This window comes from Acinetobacter sp. WU_MDCI_Abxd143 (assembly GCF_025514195.1).
Taxonomy (GTDB): domain Bacteria; phylum Pseudomonadota; class Gammaproteobacteria; order Pseudomonadales; family Moraxellaceae; genus Acinetobacter; species Acinetobacter pittii_H.
In genome coordinates, this window is sequence record NZ_JAHPTH010000001.1 from 1,010,196 (window position 1) to 1,028,927 (window position 18,732).

12 protein-coding genes are annotated in these 18,732 nt (G+C 40.6%); 7 read left to right on the plus strand and 5 right to left on the minus strand.

What is annotated here, in order from left to right; translation table 11 throughout:
• The first annotated feature begins 111 nt into the window (after positions 1–111).
• The 3 genes from carA to greA all read left to right on the plus strand — a co-directional run bounded on the left by carA (position 112) and on the right by greA (position 5,060).
• A complete protein-coding gene (carA, locus tag KTI79_RS04710) occupies positions 112–1,251 on the plus strand; it encodes a glutamine-hydrolyzing carbamoyl-phosphate synthase small subunit (RefSeq protein ID WP_016146221.1) in 1,140 nt (379 codons plus the stop codon).
• 14 nt (positions 1,252–1,265) lie between these two features.
• Positions 1,266–4,496, plus strand: a complete 3,231-nt coding sequence (carB, locus tag KTI79_RS04715) for a carbamoyl-phosphate synthase large subunit (RefSeq protein ID WP_032052821.1) — start codon at positions 1,266–1,268, stop codon at positions 4,494–4,496.
• 87 nt (positions 4,497–4,583) lie between these two features.
• Complete coding sequence (gene greA, locus KTI79_RS04720; protein WP_016140177.1) at positions 4,584–5,060, plus strand: transcription elongation factor GreA; 477 nt, start codon at positions 4,584–4,586, stop codon at positions 5,058–5,060.
• Between the two features lie 68 nt (positions 5,061–5,128).
• Here the strand turns inward: greA and KTI79_RS04725 are convergent, their stop codons facing one another.
• Complete coding sequence (locus tag KTI79_RS04725) at positions 5,129–5,728, minus strand: TetR/AcrR family transcriptional regulator (RefSeq protein ID WP_032052818.1); 600 nt, start codon at positions 5,726–5,728, stop codon at positions 5,129–5,131.
• A 139-nt stretch (positions 5,729–5,867) separates the two neighbouring features.
• On the opposite strand from KTI79_RS04725, the gene KTI79_RS04730 reads away from it, so the two are divergent.
• The 3 genes from KTI79_RS04730 to KTI79_RS04740 all read left to right on the plus strand — a co-directional run bounded on the left by KTI79_RS04730 (position 5,868) and on the right by KTI79_RS04740 (position 7,564).
• Positions 5,868–6,260, plus strand: coding sequence for a RidA family protein (locus KTI79_RS04730; protein ID WP_079284085.1), 393 nt, complete (start codon positions 5,868–5,870; stop codon positions 6,258–6,260).
• Positions 6,261–6,371: 111 nt separating this feature from the next.
• On the plus strand, positions 6,372–7,004 hold the full coding sequence (locus tag KTI79_RS04735) for a CatB-related O-acetyltransferase (RefSeq protein WP_032052816.1): 633 nt from the start codon (positions 6,372–6,374) through the stop codon (positions 7,002–7,004).
• A gap of 122 nt (positions 7,005–7,126) precedes the next feature.
• Positions 7,127–7,564 (plus strand): universal stress protein, encoded by a 438-nt coding sequence (locus tag KTI79_RS04740; RefSeq protein WP_032052815.1) that lies wholly within the window; start codon positions 7,127–7,129, stop codon positions 7,562–7,564.
• A gap of 194 nt (positions 7,565–7,758) precedes the next feature.
• Here the strand turns inward: KTI79_RS04740 and KTI79_RS04745 are convergent, their stop codons facing one another.
• Positions 7,759–8,088 carry an MGMT family protein gene (locus KTI79_RS04745; protein WP_079284116.1) on the minus strand — a complete coding sequence of 110 codons (330 nt, stop codon included), beginning with the start codon at positions 8,086–8,088 and terminating at the stop codon, positions 7,759–7,761.
• 81 nt (positions 8,089–8,169) lie between these two features.
• Here KTI79_RS04745 and KTI79_RS04750 point away from each other — a divergent pair, with 81 nt between their 5' ends.
• Entirely contained in the window at positions 8,170–8,886 is a 717-nt protein-coding gene (locus tag KTI79_RS04750) for a hypothetical protein (RefSeq protein ID WP_002115569.1), read from the plus strand.
• Here the strand turns inward: KTI79_RS04750 and KTI79_RS04755 are convergent.
• The 3 genes from KTI79_RS04755 to KTI79_RS04765 all read right to left on the minus strand — a co-directional run.
• Entirely contained in the window at positions 8,883–10,613 is a 1,731-nt protein-coding gene (locus tag KTI79_RS04755) for a CapA family protein (RefSeq protein ID WP_032052812.1), read from the minus strand. The genes KTI79_RS04750 and KTI79_RS04755 overlap by 4 nt on opposite strands.
• A complete protein-coding gene (locus KTI79_RS04760) occupies positions 10,610–12,265 on the minus strand; it encodes a poly alpha-glucosyltransferase (protein ID WP_032052811.1) in 1,656 nt (551 codons plus the stop codon). The genes KTI79_RS04755 and KTI79_RS04760 overlap by 4 nt, the downstream gene beginning before the upstream one ends.
• Before the next feature lie 146 nt (positions 12,266–12,411).
• Positions 12,412–18,732, minus strand: a 6,321-nt coding sequence (locus KTI79_RS04765) for a BapA/Bap/LapF family large adhesin (RefSeq protein WP_262468268.1), incomplete at its 5' end; no start/stop codon positions are given.

The following is an 18,732-nucleotide window of genomic DNA, read 5'->3' on the forward strand; positions in this document are numbered from 1 at the left end:
TGTTAAGTTACAAGCGAGCAGACCGATAGGGAGGGGCATGTTTTATCACAACATCGCCTATCTTTTTTGGGTCTACTCGCTTTTTTACAGCCGAAATTCAGGAGCTTTGGTTTGAGCACCCCCGCCATTTTAGCCCTCGCAGATGGAACGATCTTTAAAGGAACGTCAATCGGCGCAACGGGAAGTACGACTGGAGAAGTCGTTTTTAACACAGCCATGACAGGCTATCAAGAAATTTTGACTGACCCAAGTTATGCACAACAAATTGTGACATTAACTTACCCTCATATTGGTAACACTGGTTGCAACGCGGAAGACGTTGAATCTGGTCGTATCCATAAAGTATGGGCGAATGGTTTAATTATTCGTGATCTTCCACTACTACACAGCAACTTCCGTGCTGAACAGTCTTTAAGTGAATATTTGCAAGCGCACAATGTTGTTGCGATTGCGGATATTGATACACGTAAATTAACGCGTATTTTACGTGACAAAGGTGCACAAAATGGTTGCATCCTTGCTGGCGAAAATATTACTGAAGAAGAAGCAATTGCCAAAGCTCGTGCTTTTGGCGGTTTAAATGGTTTAGATCTTGCAAAAGAATGCTGTGATCCAACAGGCTTTGAGTGGTCTGAAGGTTCATGGACTCTAGGCCAAGGCTTCTCTCAACCCGAATTAAAATATCACGTGGTTGCATACGATTACGGTGTCAAAACCAACATCTTGCGTATGCTTGCAGACCGCGGTTGTAAACTCACTGTTGTACCTGCTGAAACTCCGGCTGAGAAAGTTTTGGCACTTAATCCAGATGGCGTATTCCTTTCAAACGGCCCAGGCGATCCGGCTGCTTGTGATTACGCAATCGAAGCTGTAAAAACTATTGTTGAAACCACAACATTACCTGTATTTGGTATTTGCTTAGGCCACCAAATCTTGGCACTCGCTTCTGGTGCAAAAACTGTAAAAATGAACCATGGTCATCACGGTGCTAACCACCCTGTACAAAATCTTGAAGATGGTACAGTGATGATTACTTCACAAAACCATGGTTTCGCTGTAGATGCAGAAACATTACCGGCTAACTTAAAAGCAACGCATAAATCATTGTTCGATGGCACCTTACAAGGGATTCACCGTACAGACAAACCAGCTTTCAGCTTCCAAGGTCACCCTGAAGCAAGCCCAGGTCCACATGATTGTGCCCCATTGTTCGATCATTTCATTGAACTTATCGAAGCATCTAAACAGTAATTAAGGAGCGAACAATGCCTAAACGTACGGATATTAAAAGCATCTTAATTATTGGTGCTGGCCCGATTGTGATTGGTCAGGCATGTGAGTTTGACTACTCAGGTGCTCAAGCTTGTAAAGCGCTTCGTGAAGAAGGCTACCGTGTTATTTTGGTTAACTCTAACCCAGCAACCATTATGACAGACCCTTCAATGGCTGATGCGACTTATATTGAGCCAATTACTTGGCAAACAGTTGCACAGATTATTGAAAAAGAACGTCCAGATGCAGTATTGCCAACTATGGGTGGCCAAACTGCGTTGAACTGTGCTCTTGCACTTGATGAGCACGGCGTTCTTGAAAAATATAATGTTGAATTAATTGGTGCAACTAAAGACGCAATTGAGAAAGCCGAAGATCGTAAACTCTTCGATATCGCTATGCGTAAAATTGGCTTGGAATGTCCAAAAGCTGCCATTGCCGAAACAATGGAAGAAGCTTTAGAAATCCAGTCACGCTTTGGTTTCCCGGTAATTATCCGTCCATCATTCACAATGGGTGGTTCGGGTGGCGGTATCGCATATAACCGCGAAGAATTCCTTGAGATTTGTGAACGTGGTTTTGACCTCTCTCCTACTCACCAGTTATTGATTGATGAATCTTTAATTGGTTGGAAAGAATACGAAATGGAAGTTGTTCGTGACAAAAACGACAACTGTATTATCGTATGTGCGATCGAAAACTTCGACCCAATGGGCGTACACACTGGTGACTCAATCACTGTAGCACCAGCTCAAACATTAACTGACAAAGAATATCAATTGATGCGTAATGCTTCAGTTGCAGTTCTTCGTGAAATTGGTGTTGAAACAGGTGGTTCTAACGTCCAGTTCGGTATTAACCCGAAAGACGGACGTATGGTTGTGATCGAGATGAACCCACGTGTATCTCGTTCATCTGCGCTTGCTTCTAAAGCAACAGGTTTCCCGATTGCTAAAATCGCAGCAAAACTTGCGGTTGGTTATACCCTTGATGAATTGAAAAATGACATCACTGGTGGCATAACTCCTGCAAGCTTCGAACCATCAATTGACTACGTTGTAACGAAGATTCCTCGTTTTAACTTCGAGAAATTCCCACAAGCAGAACCAGTTCTTACCACACAGATGAAATCTGTTGGTGAAGTTATGGCAATTGGCCGTAACTTCCAAGAATCTGTGCAAAAGGCATTACGTGGTCTTGAAGTTGGTGTAAGCGGTTTTGATGAAAAAATCGAAGCTGGTGCAGCAAATGCAAAAGAAACTATTTTAAAAGAGCTTAAAGTTCCGGGTCCTGAGCGTATCTGGTACGTAGCGGATGCATTCCGTCATGGTTTCTCTTTAGATGAAGTTTTCGAAGCAACTAAAATTGACCGTTGGTTCCTTATTCAGATTCAAGACATCGTTAAAACTGAAGCTCAAGTGAAAACTTTAGGTTTTGGTGACTTAAACGCTGACAACATCCGTTCGTTCAAGCGTAAAGGTTTATCTGACCTTCGTATTGCTCACCTCATGGGCATTTCACAAAAGCAATTCCGTAAACAACGTTGGAACTTGGGTGTTTATCCAGTTTACAAACGTGTTGATACATGTGCAGCAGAGTTTGAATCTGGTACTGCATACATGTATTCAACTTACGATGAAGAATGTGAAGCAAATCCATCAAACCGTGACAAGATCATGGTGATTGGTGGCGGTCCAAACCGTATTGGTCAAGGTATCGAATTTGACTACTGCTGTGTACACGCTGCCTTAGCTATGCGTGAAGACGGTTATGAAACAATCATGGTGAACTGTAACCCTGAAACTGTTTCTACCGACTATGACACATCTGACCGCCTATACTTCGAGCCTGTAACACTTGAAGATGTACTTGAAATCGTACGTACAGAGAAACCTAAAGGTGTAATCGTACAGTACGGTGGTCAAACTCCGCTTAAATTGGCACGTGCTTTAGAAGAAGCAGGTACTCCAATTATCGGTACATCACCAGATGCGATTGACCGTGCTGAAGACCGTGAACGTTTCCAACAAATGATTCAACGTTTACAGCTTCGTCAACCAAACAACAGTATTGTAAAATCTGCTGAAGAAGGTATCTCTGAAGCTGCAAAAGTAGGTTATCCGCTTGTTGTTCGCCCATCTTATGTATTAGGTGGTCGTGCAATGGAAATCGTATATAACGAAGAAGAACTTAAACGTTACCTTCGTGAAGCAGTTCAAGCATCTAATGAAGCCCCTGTTCTTCTTGACCGTTTCCTAGATGACGCAACTGAAGTTGATGTTGACTGTGTATCTGACGGTAAAGACGTTGTGATCGGCGGTATCATGCAGCATATTGAACAAGCAGGTATTCACTCAGGTGACTCTGCATGTTCGATTCCTCCTTATTCTTTATCTAAAGAAATTCAGGATGAAATGCGTCGTCAAACGATTGCAATGGCAAAAGAACTTGGTGTTGTAGGCTTGATGAACGTTCAGTTCGCTGTAAAAGGTGACGATATTTACGTTCTAGAAGTTAACCCACGTGCTTCACGTACAGTTCCATTCGTATCGAAGTGTATTGGTGATTCTTTAGCGAAAGTTGCTGCGCGTTGTATGGCAGGTCAATCTCTTGAATCTCAAGGATTTACTAAAGAAATCATTCCAACTCACTTTGCTGTGAAGGAAGCAGTTTTCCCATTCGCTAAATTCCAAGGCGTAGATCCTATGCTTGGACCTGAGATGAAGTCTACAGGTGAAGTGATGGGTGTAGGTAAAACATTTGGTGAAGCATTCTATAAAGCTGTTTTAGGCTCAAATGAACGCTTACCAGGCTTACCAACTGAAGGCGAAGTAAAACATGCTTTCTTATCAGTACGTGAATCTGACAAGAAATACATTGCTGATATCGCTAAGAAATTAGTTGCGTATGGCTTCAAGCTTGTTGCAACAGGTGGTACTTACCAAGTGCTTAAAGAAGCAGGTTTAGAGTGTGAATCTGTAAATAAAGTTACTGAAGGTCGTCCACATATTGTTGACCGCTTGAAAAATGGTGAAATACACCTTATTGTCAATACCACTGAAGGTAAACAGGCTCAATATGACTCTGCAATGATCCGTCGTGCTGCCCTACAAGGCAAAGTGTATTACACAACGACAATCAATGGTGCAGAAGCTGTTTGCCAAGCCTTTGCTGTGAAATTGCCAATGGATGTATACCGCTTGCAAGATTTAACTGTAGGTTAATTTTTTACCGATAAGTCCCGTCACCTTATCGGTGGCGGGATTTTTTCATTTTTTTAACTGTGTTTTCTCAACTTAAGAGGGACCGAAATGCAACGTTATCCAATGACCCCTGAAGGTAAAATCGCCTTAGAGAAAGAATTACAACATCTGAAATCTGTTGAACGTCCACGTATTACTCAAGCGATTGCCGAGGCACGTGAACATGGGGACTTAAAAGAAAATGCAGAATACCATGCTGCTCGTGAACAGCAAGGTTTCTGTGAAGGACGCATCCAAGATATCGAAGGTAAATTAGGTGCTTCACAAGTCATCGATGTTAAAGACTTAGAACAAAACGGTCGTGTTGTATTCGGTGTTACGGTAACGATTGAAAACCTTGATACTGAAGAACGCAAGACTTATAAAATTGTTGGTGATGATGAAGCTGATTTTAAAATCAATAAAATCTCAGTGAACTCACCAATCGCACGTGGCCTTTTGAGCAAGAGTGAAGGTGATGAAGTAAAAATCGTTACTCCTCAAGGCGAAGTGGAATATGAAATCGTAAGTGTAGAATATATTTAATTTTTATATAGATATACTTAAGTTATAAGACCCCTCAATTGAGGGGTTTTTTATATTTCAAACAATTATTAAAAAAGTTCACTATGCATTTTTAAAAAGCCTGATGCAAAGATTTTAAAAGCATTTAAGGCTTCAGGAAGTACCTGTTCAGGATATTCACTAGAAGCTACCCATAATGCTGCGTTCATGGCAGCCCCATTTAAAAGCACTGCTGCCGCTTCTGGCTCTACAATTTTAATTTGTTCTGCTGTCAATAGCTGTTCAACGCACTTACGGGTAGACTGCAGACATCTGTTTTGACTTGGCCAATGCGCTGGATCGCCCAGCACTGCAGGTCCATCACGTAACACAATACGCTGAAACTCAGGATTTAAAGCATTTTGAATATAGGTCTGCCCTTCAAGTAGCAATCCTTCCCAAAGATCATCAGGCTGCTCTAAATGCTGCTGGGCATATTCTGCCATCTGTGAATCAATTTGATCGACCACTGCAGCAAATAAACCACGCTTGTCACCAAAATGATGGTACAGCGCCCCACGGGTCAACCCTGCTTCTGCCGTGAGTTTATCCATTGAAGTATCTGCATAGCCATATTCAGCAAATGCACGACGTGCTACTTCAATCAGTTTCTTGCGGGTTTCCGCCATCTTTTGTTCACGAACAGACATGTATTTCACCAGATAGTCATCACAAAAAATTTTAATTGACATACACCTCGTATGTCAATTATGTTTACATACGAGTCGTATGTCAAACCTGAGCAACATTTACTGATTGGTATTTAAATACTGAAGGAGAACAAACCTGATGAGAACTGCAATATTTCCTAAAGACCGCCATGCCTTATATGAACAGCATGGTTATTCAGCCGCAATTCAATCGAAAGATTTACTCTTTGTTTCAGGACAAGTTGGTAGCCTTGAAGATGGCTCACCTGTACCTGATTTTGAAAAACAGGTGATCCAAGCTTTTAAGAATTTAGCAGAGACACTGAAAGCAGCTGGTTGTAATTTCGATGATATTATTGATGTCACCACCTTTCATACTGATCCTGAACGGCAGTTTGAAAGCATTATGAAAGTTAAAAATCAGATCTTTACACAAAAGCCTTATCCTAATTGGACCGCTGTGGGCGTAACTTGGTTAGCAGGCTTTGATTTTGAGATTAAAGTTATTGCACGTATTCCTCATAATAATTAGTTCAAATTAGCACGCGCTTTAACATTCGATTCAATGGCTGGGCTGAGATTATGGGTTCAGCTTGAATCGCAATTCGGTATAATGGCGTATTCTCTTTTTTATATTTCCCTTATGGCTGAAAAGTTAATTGGCTCCCCTGTTCGTCATTGGTGCGAATTTGAGTTTATTTCCAAAACTGTGAGAAATCCAAATATCCATATTAAAGGAAATTATTCTTACTATTCGGCCTATTGGGATCAAGGCTTTGAACGTTGTGTAGTACGTTATTTACATGACAAAGCTTCAACGCCAGAGAAACCGATTGACCAACTTTATATTGGCAATTTTGTTTGTTTTGGCGCTGAGTGCGTGATCATGATGGGTGGCAATCAGCTTCATAGACCCGATTGGATTTCAACTTTTCCTTTTGATACTCGTAGTTTTTTGGCGGCTGGTGATACTATTATTGCTGATGGCTGCTGGATTGGTAGCCGTGCAATGATTATGCAAGGTGTCAAACTGGGTGAAGGTGCGGTGGTCGCCACTGGAGCCGTGGTAACTAAAGATGTTCCTCCTTATGCAATTGTCGGTGGGGTGCCCGCGAAAATTATTAAATATCGCTTTCCTCAAGAACAAATCGACAAACTACTTGCTTTAAAACTTTATGATTTAGATGAGAAGCAAATTTTGAAAATACGTGAATATCTTCAAACTGATGATATTGATGCTTTATCTACACATATAGAAAATTTGCGCAATTTATAAAAATTTATCTAAAAAAATTTGTTGTTATAAAATCACAAATGATTACGTGCTTGAATTTAAATCGTCAAAAAATAAGTATAAAGTATTAATAAATAAGCATCATTACAATAAGGAAAATACTCATGTTATATCAACATATTCTGGTTCCAATTGACGGTTCTGAAACTTCTATGGTCGCCATGAAAGAGGCCATTAAGCTGGGAAAAGCGTTAAATAGTAAAATTACAGTTGTACAGGTGATGGCACTTGATCCATTTATTGCTGATGCCTATGTAAAAACTGGTGAAACCAACGAGCTGATTGAACGCACACGAACTTATTTACTCGATATTTTAGAACAAGCAAAACAACAATTTTCTAATGAAGGCATCACTGTTGAAACTAAACTGCTGGAAGGTTTCATCGTACATGAGGAAATTATTCAGGCTGCCCAAGATTTAAATGCTGATCTAATTGTTATGGGCTCTCATGGCCGTACTGGGGTCCGAAAACTTGTGTTAGGAAGCGTGGCACAAAAAGTCTTAGGTGAAAGCCATATTCCTGTTTTAATTGTGCGCTAAAGAGTGACTGCCTGTCTGGCTAAATTGAGCAAGATAGGCTTTTATTTCTTAAAAGGTTGAGTATTTCTTAAAAGGTTGAGCTGATGTCCTCCTTTTCAGCATAACTCATCTGTGCCATCAAACTTAAAAATAATATTGCTCTACTAAACCGTTTATTCTTCTTTTTCATATGTAATTAGGCTCTAATCTGAACATTAAGGCTGCCAAGCAAACTGTTTTAAGTTAACTTTACCATTTAACAAATAGACGCCTTCAGCTTCCAACTTTAATTGCTGAATATTTTCACCCTTTTTATTAAACTTACTTAGGCTAATTTTGCCTTGAGAATTAATTACACGATACCAAGGAACTTGATGATCAGCTTCAAGATGTTTCAAAACATAGCCGACTAATCTTGCATGTTTTGGTAATCCTGCCATACGAGCCACTTGTCCATAGGTTGCAACTTTTCCGTAAGGAATCAAAGCAATGACTTCTAAAATTTGCCGATGTAGTTCATACTGAGTTGTCAAAGTGGACTCCATAAAAATTGACATCATTCATATCATATAAAAAATTTTGAACAAAACTAAATGCAATCCAAGGTGGGCTTGAGGGAAATCTGCATGAAAAAAACATTACTGGTGATTACTGGCACTTTACTATGCGTTTCTTGTACTACACGCCCTCCTCTTCCTTTAGGAGAAACACCTAAAGTCTCTACAGATGGTCGCCCTATTATTCCGGTTACTTTTGTATTTACCACCAACTCTCCAGAAGCTACAAAGTTTGATAATTATCAACAGATGCGTAAGGAAATTAAAATATTAAATAAATACTATGTAGATGATAAAAATAATAAAATTTTTAAATTTAAGTTACATCGTTATATTCCTTATGAAGAGTTTTCAAAATTACATTGTGATTTAAAACAACAGATTAATCAGCCCTACCCAATTACGATTGAAACCATTCCTGCCAGTGTAAATACGTGTTTTCCGAAACGAACTGCAAGTAAAGAAGTGATTGTTTTTATTTATGATGCCTACTCAACGAAATGGAAATTTGAAGATGTAACAAGTAGAGCTTTTCGTAATAATGGCAAACCCTTTATTTTATTAGACTGGAACCGCCTCAATTATAATATTCAGGCTGGTAGCGTGCATGAAATGGGACATGTGTTTGGACTAAAACATGTTTGTGCGCCAAAAGCTACAAAGCGTACTCCAACCAACATCATGGCAAGCGCCGAATGTAAATTAGGCAGTGGTGGCTTAAGAAATTTAGGATTTACGCCAGTACAACTTCAAACTATTTTATCGACATACAAACAATATCCCTAAAATTTAATTTCAATATATGCCCCTAAATTATCTTGGGTAGCGATGTAATTTTCAGGAGTCAGTAAAGATGTCATGTAGATACTCGCCTTTAAGAAATCTTCAGCATTGACTGGATACGGCTGCCAAAATGTTTTCAAATTATTGGTGTAAATTGGATAAAGACGAAGTAAGTCTTTTGACAAATCTAACCTTACTATACAACCAAATGGTAAAGCATTGTGTTTTTCATATTCGCCATTGCTATTAAACACAGCATTGCCAATACCAAACACGACTGGCTTTTGGTTGATGTTCTGGACAGGTTGAATAGTATGAGCCCCATGACCAACGATAAGATCTGCACCCGCTTGGGTTAGAATTGCAGCAAGCTTATTCTGCTCTTTTGTAATGGGTTTAAAATCGACACCCCAATGGCAAATAACAATAATTTTATGTTCAGGATGAGTCAGCCTATAGCGACCTATTTGTTCAAGCAAAACACCATTTAAACACGCGACCCCACTCTTATGACCTAAAGCATAAAAATCATAATCTAAATAGGCCGTGTCTCTGTGCCAATAGCCGTTAAAAATAGCGTAATACTTGTTATTAAAAGTGATTTCAAAGTAGCTATGAGCATCTTTTTGGTTTACACCAGCACCAATATAAGAAATGTTAGCCTGATCCAACTGTTGTAATGTATAGGTCAGCCCACGATCCCCATAGTCTTTTAGATGGTTGTTTGCCAACACCACATGATTAAGGTGAATATTTTTGAATGCTACTAATGTTTGTTCAGCATCAGCTTTAAGAATAAAAGGCTTTTTATGGTCTAAAGGTGATTGAGTTTCTAACGCAAAGACCGCTTCAAAGTTAGCAATATTTAAGTCATGTTCACCTAAAAAGGCTTTTATTTTATCGAATGAATAATCATATCCATATTGCTGCAGAGCATCCGTTTGTCCTCTCGCCTTACGCTTTTCAGTGTAGATTTCCCCAAAGTAGGTATCCCCCAAAATGTTAATAATGCCACTTGGAGCAGAGCAAATTTTAGATGTTACCTTCTGTGTTTGAAAACAATGATAGTAAGGAATCAAGTGCTCAGCACGATGAATATCATCTAAGAATAAAAAGAAACCTATAGTTTGGTTTTCTTCAAAGAAAGTCAGATAAATTTTTCTAAAAGAATTCGTAAGATATAAGACCTCTACTACGTTCTGTGCCATTAATAAGGTCTGAGGAAGATAGGACTTTCCTTTGAAAATAAGCTCTTTAATAAAAAAAAGTTTTTTTATTTCAACTGGGTAACTAAAAATTTTTCTAAGCAATAAAAACAAATGTTTTAACTGATTTTGGGCACTTGCATTTTTTAGGGTTAAGTTATAGGTAGCGGCTCTTTTAGAAAAAATTAAAGATGCTTGCTCATTTGTACCGCAGAGCATCTTACTTAAAGCATCTTTTACATCTGCTGCTTGAGTAAAAATTAAGAACTGCAATAACTCGGTAAATGTATAACTTTCAGACGTTTTTAAACCTAGATTTTGCTGTCCAATTTGCTTACTCATATTTTGTGACACAACATAGACATCTTGAGCTTGTACTTTTTTTTGCTGAAATTGTTCTAATGCGTAGTCGATTAGAAGTAGTGTTGAAATATCATCATCAAACTCGAATTGCCATATAGCTTCATCAAAATTTGTAGTATCGATATGAGCTAATAATTTGATTTCAACGGGTTGATACTTCATGACTCATCACCTTTGTAATCTTTTACATAAGCGATGTAGCCTGATAAGTTATGCTCTTGGTCATCAATCCGTACTCGAAAACGATCATGGCGAATATAAAAAGCATGTAAAATTTTATCGGGCCGCGCCATATACATCGCCATTTCCGGATAAAAAAAGCCTGTCGTTTGAAAATCCGCTCTGAATTCAATTAATTTTTGAAGCTCAGGCATATACGCCTGCTCAAAAAGTGCTATGCGCCCCTGCTCTTTTAAACGGTTCACCATTTTATAAGCAGCCATTAACATTTCTAATAAAGTTGCATAAGTCGTTTTTCGATTTCGAATAAAAATAAAATGTTTTAAATAATTATTTAATCCAAAAATAAAATATTTATCTTCAGGGCATATTTTAGTGAGTTCATTAGTACAATAACTTAACCAATGGTCATGATATTTTTCATATCTATTTTTAATAAAATATTCAAACATTAATTTAACAGTTTCTAATAATCTAGAATCTTGGTTAATTTGATATAACCTTAATAAAGCTAAAGCAGCTTCACCATCATAATAAATAATTCTGAATTTTTCTTTTAAATCATAATCTGGATAATTTAATACATGAGTTGTTGAGCCATTTGAATCGACTAATTTTAAAATACCATTTGCTAGTTTTTCTGCATATTTTTGATAATCATTTTTTTGGGTAATTTCTTGATATTTAGTTAACATTAAAATAGCAGCCGCATTGGCACCTAATTTAATTTCAAATTCCCCTTCTTTACCATCAATCATAAAGCTGATTTCAGAGTCTTTTTCTTTATAAAAGTTGGTCAGCGCATATTGGATGGCAGCATATACCTTGGGCCAATACTCTGGCTTGCTCTGCACTTCAAATGTTTCTAGCAACGCATACACCGAAGTACAGTGGCGTACCGTATTATAGTTACGGATGTCCCGATCATAAGCAGAAAAATAGCCATAGATAAGTTTGCCATTTTCTTGAATCTGATCATGCAAAAATGCCGAATTTTTTTCAATTAACGACTGAAAATGCTGTTTCTTATTGCTCGAAATCGCCCTAATACCATTCGCATCATAACCGCTCGCTAAATTAATGAATTGCCCATTTTCATAAAATGCTGCGTAGGTATCAAAAGTCCAAATGTCTTGTAGCTCTTGTAGTTTAATCTGTGGTTTAGTCGCGTTATATTTTTGCTTAACCGCGTAATTTAGGTTTGTTTCATCAAAAAAATTGGGTTTGTCATAGCTCAAACCTCGAATGATTGCTTTTCCATAAATCTCTTGCTCAAGAAATGCAACCGAACATTGTTCATCAAATCCAATACCTCGACGATAGTGGTTGTTATGAAATTGGTGATGGACCTGCTGCTCTACTACTTTCCAAGCTTGTCTTGCTAAATTATATGCAATATCAATTTTTATATAATCAACAAGTGGCTCATGTGCAAACTGGTCATTAATGAAAGCTAATAATTGTATTTTTGCTTGTGAAAAGCTTGTTTTTTCACTATGCCATACGTTACATCTTTGGTCTTTAGGCCCATAAGATATAAATAAAATTGTTTCATCCTGAAAAGCGGAAGCATGTGGAGCGATATGTTCTAACCAAAGGTTCAGTTGTCTTTGGAAGTTTAAAAATGCTGTCACTCGAAATCAGTCCCTATCCGTTATTTGTTGTTCTATAAAGTTTTCAATCCATCATAGCATGAACATATAAAAAGCTAAGTTAACGTATTGTTTAAAAATAAAAAAAAGAGCCCGAAGGCTCTTTTTTTTATAAGTCACTTATCAGATTAGAAAATGATTTGACCATTGTTGATCAAGTCATTCAATGTGACTGGACCAGTGAGGTTAGTCAATTGAAGCAATGGTGTTTCAGTGTAAGTACCTTCTACAAGTAATCCACCATCACGGTCTACGCTGATTGTCGCAGTTTGAGTACCAGCATCATAACTTACTGTCACATATTGACCGATTGTTAAGTTAGTTTGTGAACCAATTAACAAGTTACTTAAGTCAATCTTATCAGCCTGATCATCCGTTGCAGTATTACCTACATGGAAGTCAGTCCATACATCTACACCACCAGCTGTTGTATTACCACCAGTTGCATTAGTTACGCTTGCAGCTGTTAATGTGTTGTAGATCAAGGTATCAGAGCCATTACCAAGAGCAAATGTATCATTTGCCGCAGTACTCACTGCAAGGCTATTCAACTCTTGACTCAAGTTAATCGTCAATGAAGAAGTGTATTCACTACCATCAATCACCGAAACTAACTTGTAATCAATCACATCAACTGTCGCATTTGCAGCGCTGTCTAATGGTTTGTAGAAGTAAGAACCATCATTGTATAGATACAATGTGCCTTCACCTGTATCAACTCCTTGTCCAGCAGCTAGTTCATAAGTACCAGTTGTTGAGTTCATTACATAGAGCTGAGTACCTTCTACCACATCATTAGTAAGAACGTTACCAGTAATCCAGTCGGTTTGACCATCTGGTGTGTATTGATCTAGATGAGTCGCTGTAGTTGTCACTACAGAATCTAGAGTTACAGCACCTAGAGAAATCAGACTTGATAAGCTGAATACAACACGGTAAGTCCCTTCTGACAAATGAGGTACATCTGCTGAATATGCTGGGGCACCCAACACACCTGCTAATGCTGTCGCAGAACCAGAGTACGCTGTATTTACCCATGTTCCGCCAACCAATTGCTGAATTGTATATCCAGTCGTTGGAAGAGCCGACAAGCTTAACGATGCAGTGTAGTTCAACTGTACATGTACATCACTTACTGTATTTGCAGCTATTGTAAACTCGCTAGAGGTTACTGTACTGCTTAATACAGGTAGTGGTGGGAAGCCAGCTAGGTTACCAATAGTCACGTTACCACTCGCAACATCTACAACTGGGTCTACCACTGGTGCCATGCTGATTGTTGCATCATCTATATCAGCTGTTACTGATGGCGTTGGAAGTGTAGCATCTGCCGAAGGATCTGCTGTATTCCAAGTTACATCAACATCTGGCGAACCAACTTGAACATGTAATGTAGCGGTATCAGTTCTACCAGTAACTGGATCTGTCACTGTGTAAGTGAAGCTATCAACTTTACCTACATTTGCCATATCCGCAGTTGCCTGATAGCTATAAGTACCATCTGAATTAATAGTCAGAGTTCCGTATGCACCAATAATCGTTTCTGGAGTACCCGCTACAATTGTAGCCGTATTACCATTTTCAGCTGTCACCGTGGTTACTACAGAAGTTGTCGTAATGTAGTCCGGCACATAGTTTGTACCGTAAACAGCAGAGTTATCATCAGCGAGTACATTACCAGTTACAGGATCAACAACCAGTACAGGCGGTTGAGTAATATCACCATGATTCAATGTGATATCCGCAGTCACACTACCTAAAGCTGTAAGTAATGTGTTGCTTTCCATGAACAACTCATAAGTACCAGCACTTAAGTTATCAATCTTGAATTGAACTTCAGAACCAAAGATACCTAACAAATCGATCACGCCAGTATCAGAGCTATCTGCAACTACAGTACGAGTGCCATCTGGATTTAATCGTGTTAATACCACATGTAAACCGTCGACAACCGTAGCAACCGAACCAAAGTTCACTGCAATAATCGCATCAGTCAGATTACCTGGATCAACTGTAAATGTCGCTGTACCTTCTTTAGAACCGATAACGATACCACCGACACCGAGTAACCAGTTGTAGCTAATCGCGTTATCAAGTACCTCAGTCGTTACTGGATAAACCATGTCTATTTCAGCTGAAGCAACGTTATCCATCGCATCTACTGGAAGCGGACTAGTAATTACAGCTGGTTGAGATGGATCTGCATCGTTCCAAGTCATATCTACACTGTCACTATCGAGACGAACGTAAAGTGTTGCCTCAGAAGTGTTACCCGTTACAGGATCAAGCAAGGTGTAGGTAAATTGATCTACCTGACCTAGGTTTGCTCCGTCTACAGTTGGGGTATAAGTGTAGTTACCATCTTGGTCAATCACCAATGTACCGTATGTACCAGTAATTGTTGCACCAGCAACTGGGTCAACCGCAACACCATTCACTTGAGAGATCACAGCACTGCTGCTTGCTGCATCAACTTCACCAGTGAGGCTCGCATCTTTGATGACATTACCAGAGATCGGTTCAACAGAGTAACCAGCCACGATGTATGGATTATAGACATCCATCGTACCAGTTAATGTTCCGCCCAAACCTACACCAAGTAAACCTTCATATCCGATGAATGCGCGGTACTGTCCGGCATCCAATCCTTCAAGAACTGCTGTTGGTGTTCCACCGATAAGTGATAAATCGATGAGTGAAGCTTCTGGGTTAGTACCACCAATCGATACCCATTGACCTGTTGCTTCATCAAATTTCTGAACAACAATCGCATAATCACTGAGTAAATCTGCTGTGATTATCGCATCGAATGTGAACGTTGCTGTACCTTCGCGGTTTGGATCAACAGTAAACTCAATTGCGTCGTTACCAAGCAATTGTAAGTCGATACCTGCTAACGATACTGCTGCAAGGTAAGTTGAACTGCCTAGAGCAACATCGTCTGCCACAAGCAATGGCTCAGGATTAATTTCTGCCATCACTACATTGTCTACCGCTTTCACAGAGCTCAATTGAATATTGAGATTTGCTTGAGCCGTATCACCAGTTACAGGATCAATTAAGGTATAGGTAAACTGATCTGTTTGTCCTACACCTGCTGCACTAGCAGTAGGCGTATAAGTGTATGAACCATCCAGGTTGATCACTAATGTACCGTAAGTACCAGTGATACTCGTGCCATCTGCTACAACAGGCTGACCATTAACCTCACTTATAACTGTTGTTGGAGTTACAACATCTACCTCACCTGCATCATTTATTTCTGTAATGACGTTACCTTCAGCAACTTCAGTGTAGTAGCCACCTACTTGTGTTGTGTCATAAACATCCATTGTGCCAGTTAAGGTACCCAGTAAACCGATACCTAGAAGACCGTTGTAAGTCATGAATGCGCGGTATTGTCCTTCTTCTAGACCATCAAGAACCACACCAGGAGTTGAACCTAGTAAAGTAAGATCAAGAATATCAGCCTCACCACCACCATAGACCGAAGTCCATTGGCCTGTTACTGGGTCAAGTTTCTGAACTACTAGAGAGTAATCAGATAATGCATCTACTCCAATTAAAGCGCTGTAAGTGAAGGTCGCATTGCCTTCTTGACCAGCACCCACTGTAAAGCCAATTGACTCTGATCCTAACTGCAAATCAAGTCCAGCAAGTGATACAAGTGCTAGATAAGTGTTGCTTCCTAGTGCTGCATCGTCTTGTACAAGCAATGGTTGAGGTGCAAGTACTGCTGTATCAGTGTTATCGAAAGCAATGATAGAGCTTGCAAGAGTATAAGTTTGTGTATCTTGAAGTGTACTAGCGTTTCCTGCGAGGTCTGTGAATGTCGCAGTAGCATCAACAGTTAAGTCTGAATCTGCTGCAAGACCACTACCTAACACATCAACTGTCCAAGTACCTGCTACGGCATCAACTGTGGCTGTATAGTCAATACCATTTACAGTAACCACAACACCTGTTGTTACTGCATCTGTAGGGATGTTGGTCAATGTACCTGTTAAAGTCACTGATCCACCCGCTTCTGTCGCATCTAGAATGTTATTAGCAGTAACTGGGTCAATTGCTAACACAGTTGTAGTGATATCAGGTGGAGTAACATCTAGAGTTACCGTTACATCTGCATCAGCAACATCGACGTTACCTTGTGCGTCTACAGCCTCAGCATGAATCACAATCTGACCAGTCACAGGATCTGCTGCTGTTGCGGCAAGAGTCGCTGTGATGAAGCCGTTTGCAAGGTCAGTTGCTGTCACGGTGTAGTTAGTACCGTTAACATTCACTACTGTGCCATCGATTGCATCAGGTCCTAACGCCACTTGTGCATTGAAGCTGCCGTCTGTACCAAGTTCTGCAGCATTTAAGATACCGTCGCCATTTAAGTCTTCAGGAACCGTGATCGCTGTAATCAGATCTTGTGGAGTTGTATCAATTGTTACTGTTACATCTGCATCAGCAACATCTACGTTACCTTGTGCATCTACAGCCTCAGCATGAATCACAATCTGACCAGTCACAGGATCTGCTGCTGTTGCATCCAGAGCTGCTGTGATGTAGCCGTTTGCAAGGTCAGCTGCTGTCACGGTGTAGTTAGTACCGTTCACATTCACCACTGTGCCGTCGATTGCATCAGGTCCCAACGCCACTTGTGCATTGAAGCTGCCGTCTGTGCCGAGTTCGTCTGCATTTAAGATACCGTCGCCATTTAAGTCTTCAGGAATCGTGATCGCTGTAATCAGATCTTGTGGAGTTGTATCAATTGTTACTGTTACATCTGCATCAGCAACATCTACGTTACCTTGTGCATCTACAGCCTCAGCATGAATCACAATCTGACCAGTCACAGGATCTGCTGCTGTTGCATCCAGAGCTGCTGTGATGTAGCCGTTTGCAAGGTCAGCTGCTGTCACGGTGTAGTTAGTACCGTTCACATTCACCACTGTGCCGTCGATTGCATCAGGTCCCAACGCCACTTGTGCATTGAAGCTGCCGTCTGTGCCTAGCTCGTCTGCATTCAAGATACCGTCGCCATTTAAGTCTTCAGGAATCGTGATCGCACCGATCAAGTCTGCAGGAACTGTGTCAACCGTTACTGTCACGTCTGCATCTGCAACATCCACGTTACCTTGTGCATCCACTGCTTCTGCATGGATCGCTACTGGGCCTTCGCCTGTCACAGGAATCGCTGCGGTGATGAAGCCGTTGGTAATATCAGCTGCTGTCACGGTGTAGTTAGTACCGTTCACATTCACTACTGTGCCATCGATTGCATCAGGTCCCAACGCCACTTGTGCATTGAAGCTGCCGTCTGTGCCTAGCTCGTCTGCATTCAAGATACCGTCGCCATTTAAGTCTTCAGGAATCGTGATCGCACCGATCAGGTCTGCAGGAACTGTGTCAACCGTTACTGTCACGTCTGCATCTGCAACATCCACGTTACCTTGTGGATCGACTGCTTCTGCATGGATGGTCACAGGGCCTTCGCCTGTCACAGGAATCGCTGCAGTGATGAAGCCGTTGGTAATATCAGCTGCAGTCACGGTGTAGTTAGTACCGTTCACATTCACTACTGTGCCATCGATTGCATCAGGTCCCAACGCCACTTGTGCATTGAAGCTGCCGTCTGTGCCTAGCTCGTCTGCATTTAAGATACCGTCGCCATTTAAGTCTTCAGGAATCGTGATCGCACCGATCAGGTCTGCAGGAACTGTGTCAACCGTTACTGTCACGTCTGCATCTGCAACATCCACGTTACCTTGTGCATCCACTGCTTCTGCATGGATGGTCACAGGGCCTTCGCCTGTCACAGGAATCGCTGCAGTGATGAAGCCGTTGGTAATATCAGCTGCAGTCACGGTGTAGTTAGTACCGTTCACATTCACTACTGTGCCATCGATTGCATCAGGTCCCAACGCCACTTGTGCATTGAAGCTGCCGTCTGTACCAAGCTCGTCTGCATTCAAGATACCGTCGCCATTTAAGTCTTCAGGAATCGTGATCGCACCGATCAGGTCTGCAGGGACGGTATCAATAGTAAGCGTAGCTGTATCTGTAGCCGTATTACCAGCTGGATCAGTTGCAGTTACAGTTACAGTATGAGGACCATCTATTAATACAGGTAAAGTATTGTCTGCAAGCGTCCAAGTACCATCGCCATTGTTTGTCGCTGGATAGTCAACACCATCCACAGTCACCACCACGGTTGCTGTTGGGTCATTAATCGCCCCTGTTAAAGCAGGAGTCGTGTCATTAGTAACCACATCATCTAAAGATACTACTGGAACGCTAGTATCAATCGTCACCACTGCTGTATCGGTACCTGCATTGCCTGCTGCATCTGTTGCAGTCACGGTAATGGTGTGTGGACCATCAGTTAACGCAGGCAGTGTATTGTCTGCAAGCGTCCAGGTGCCGTCACCATTGTTCACTGCCGGATAGTCAGTGCC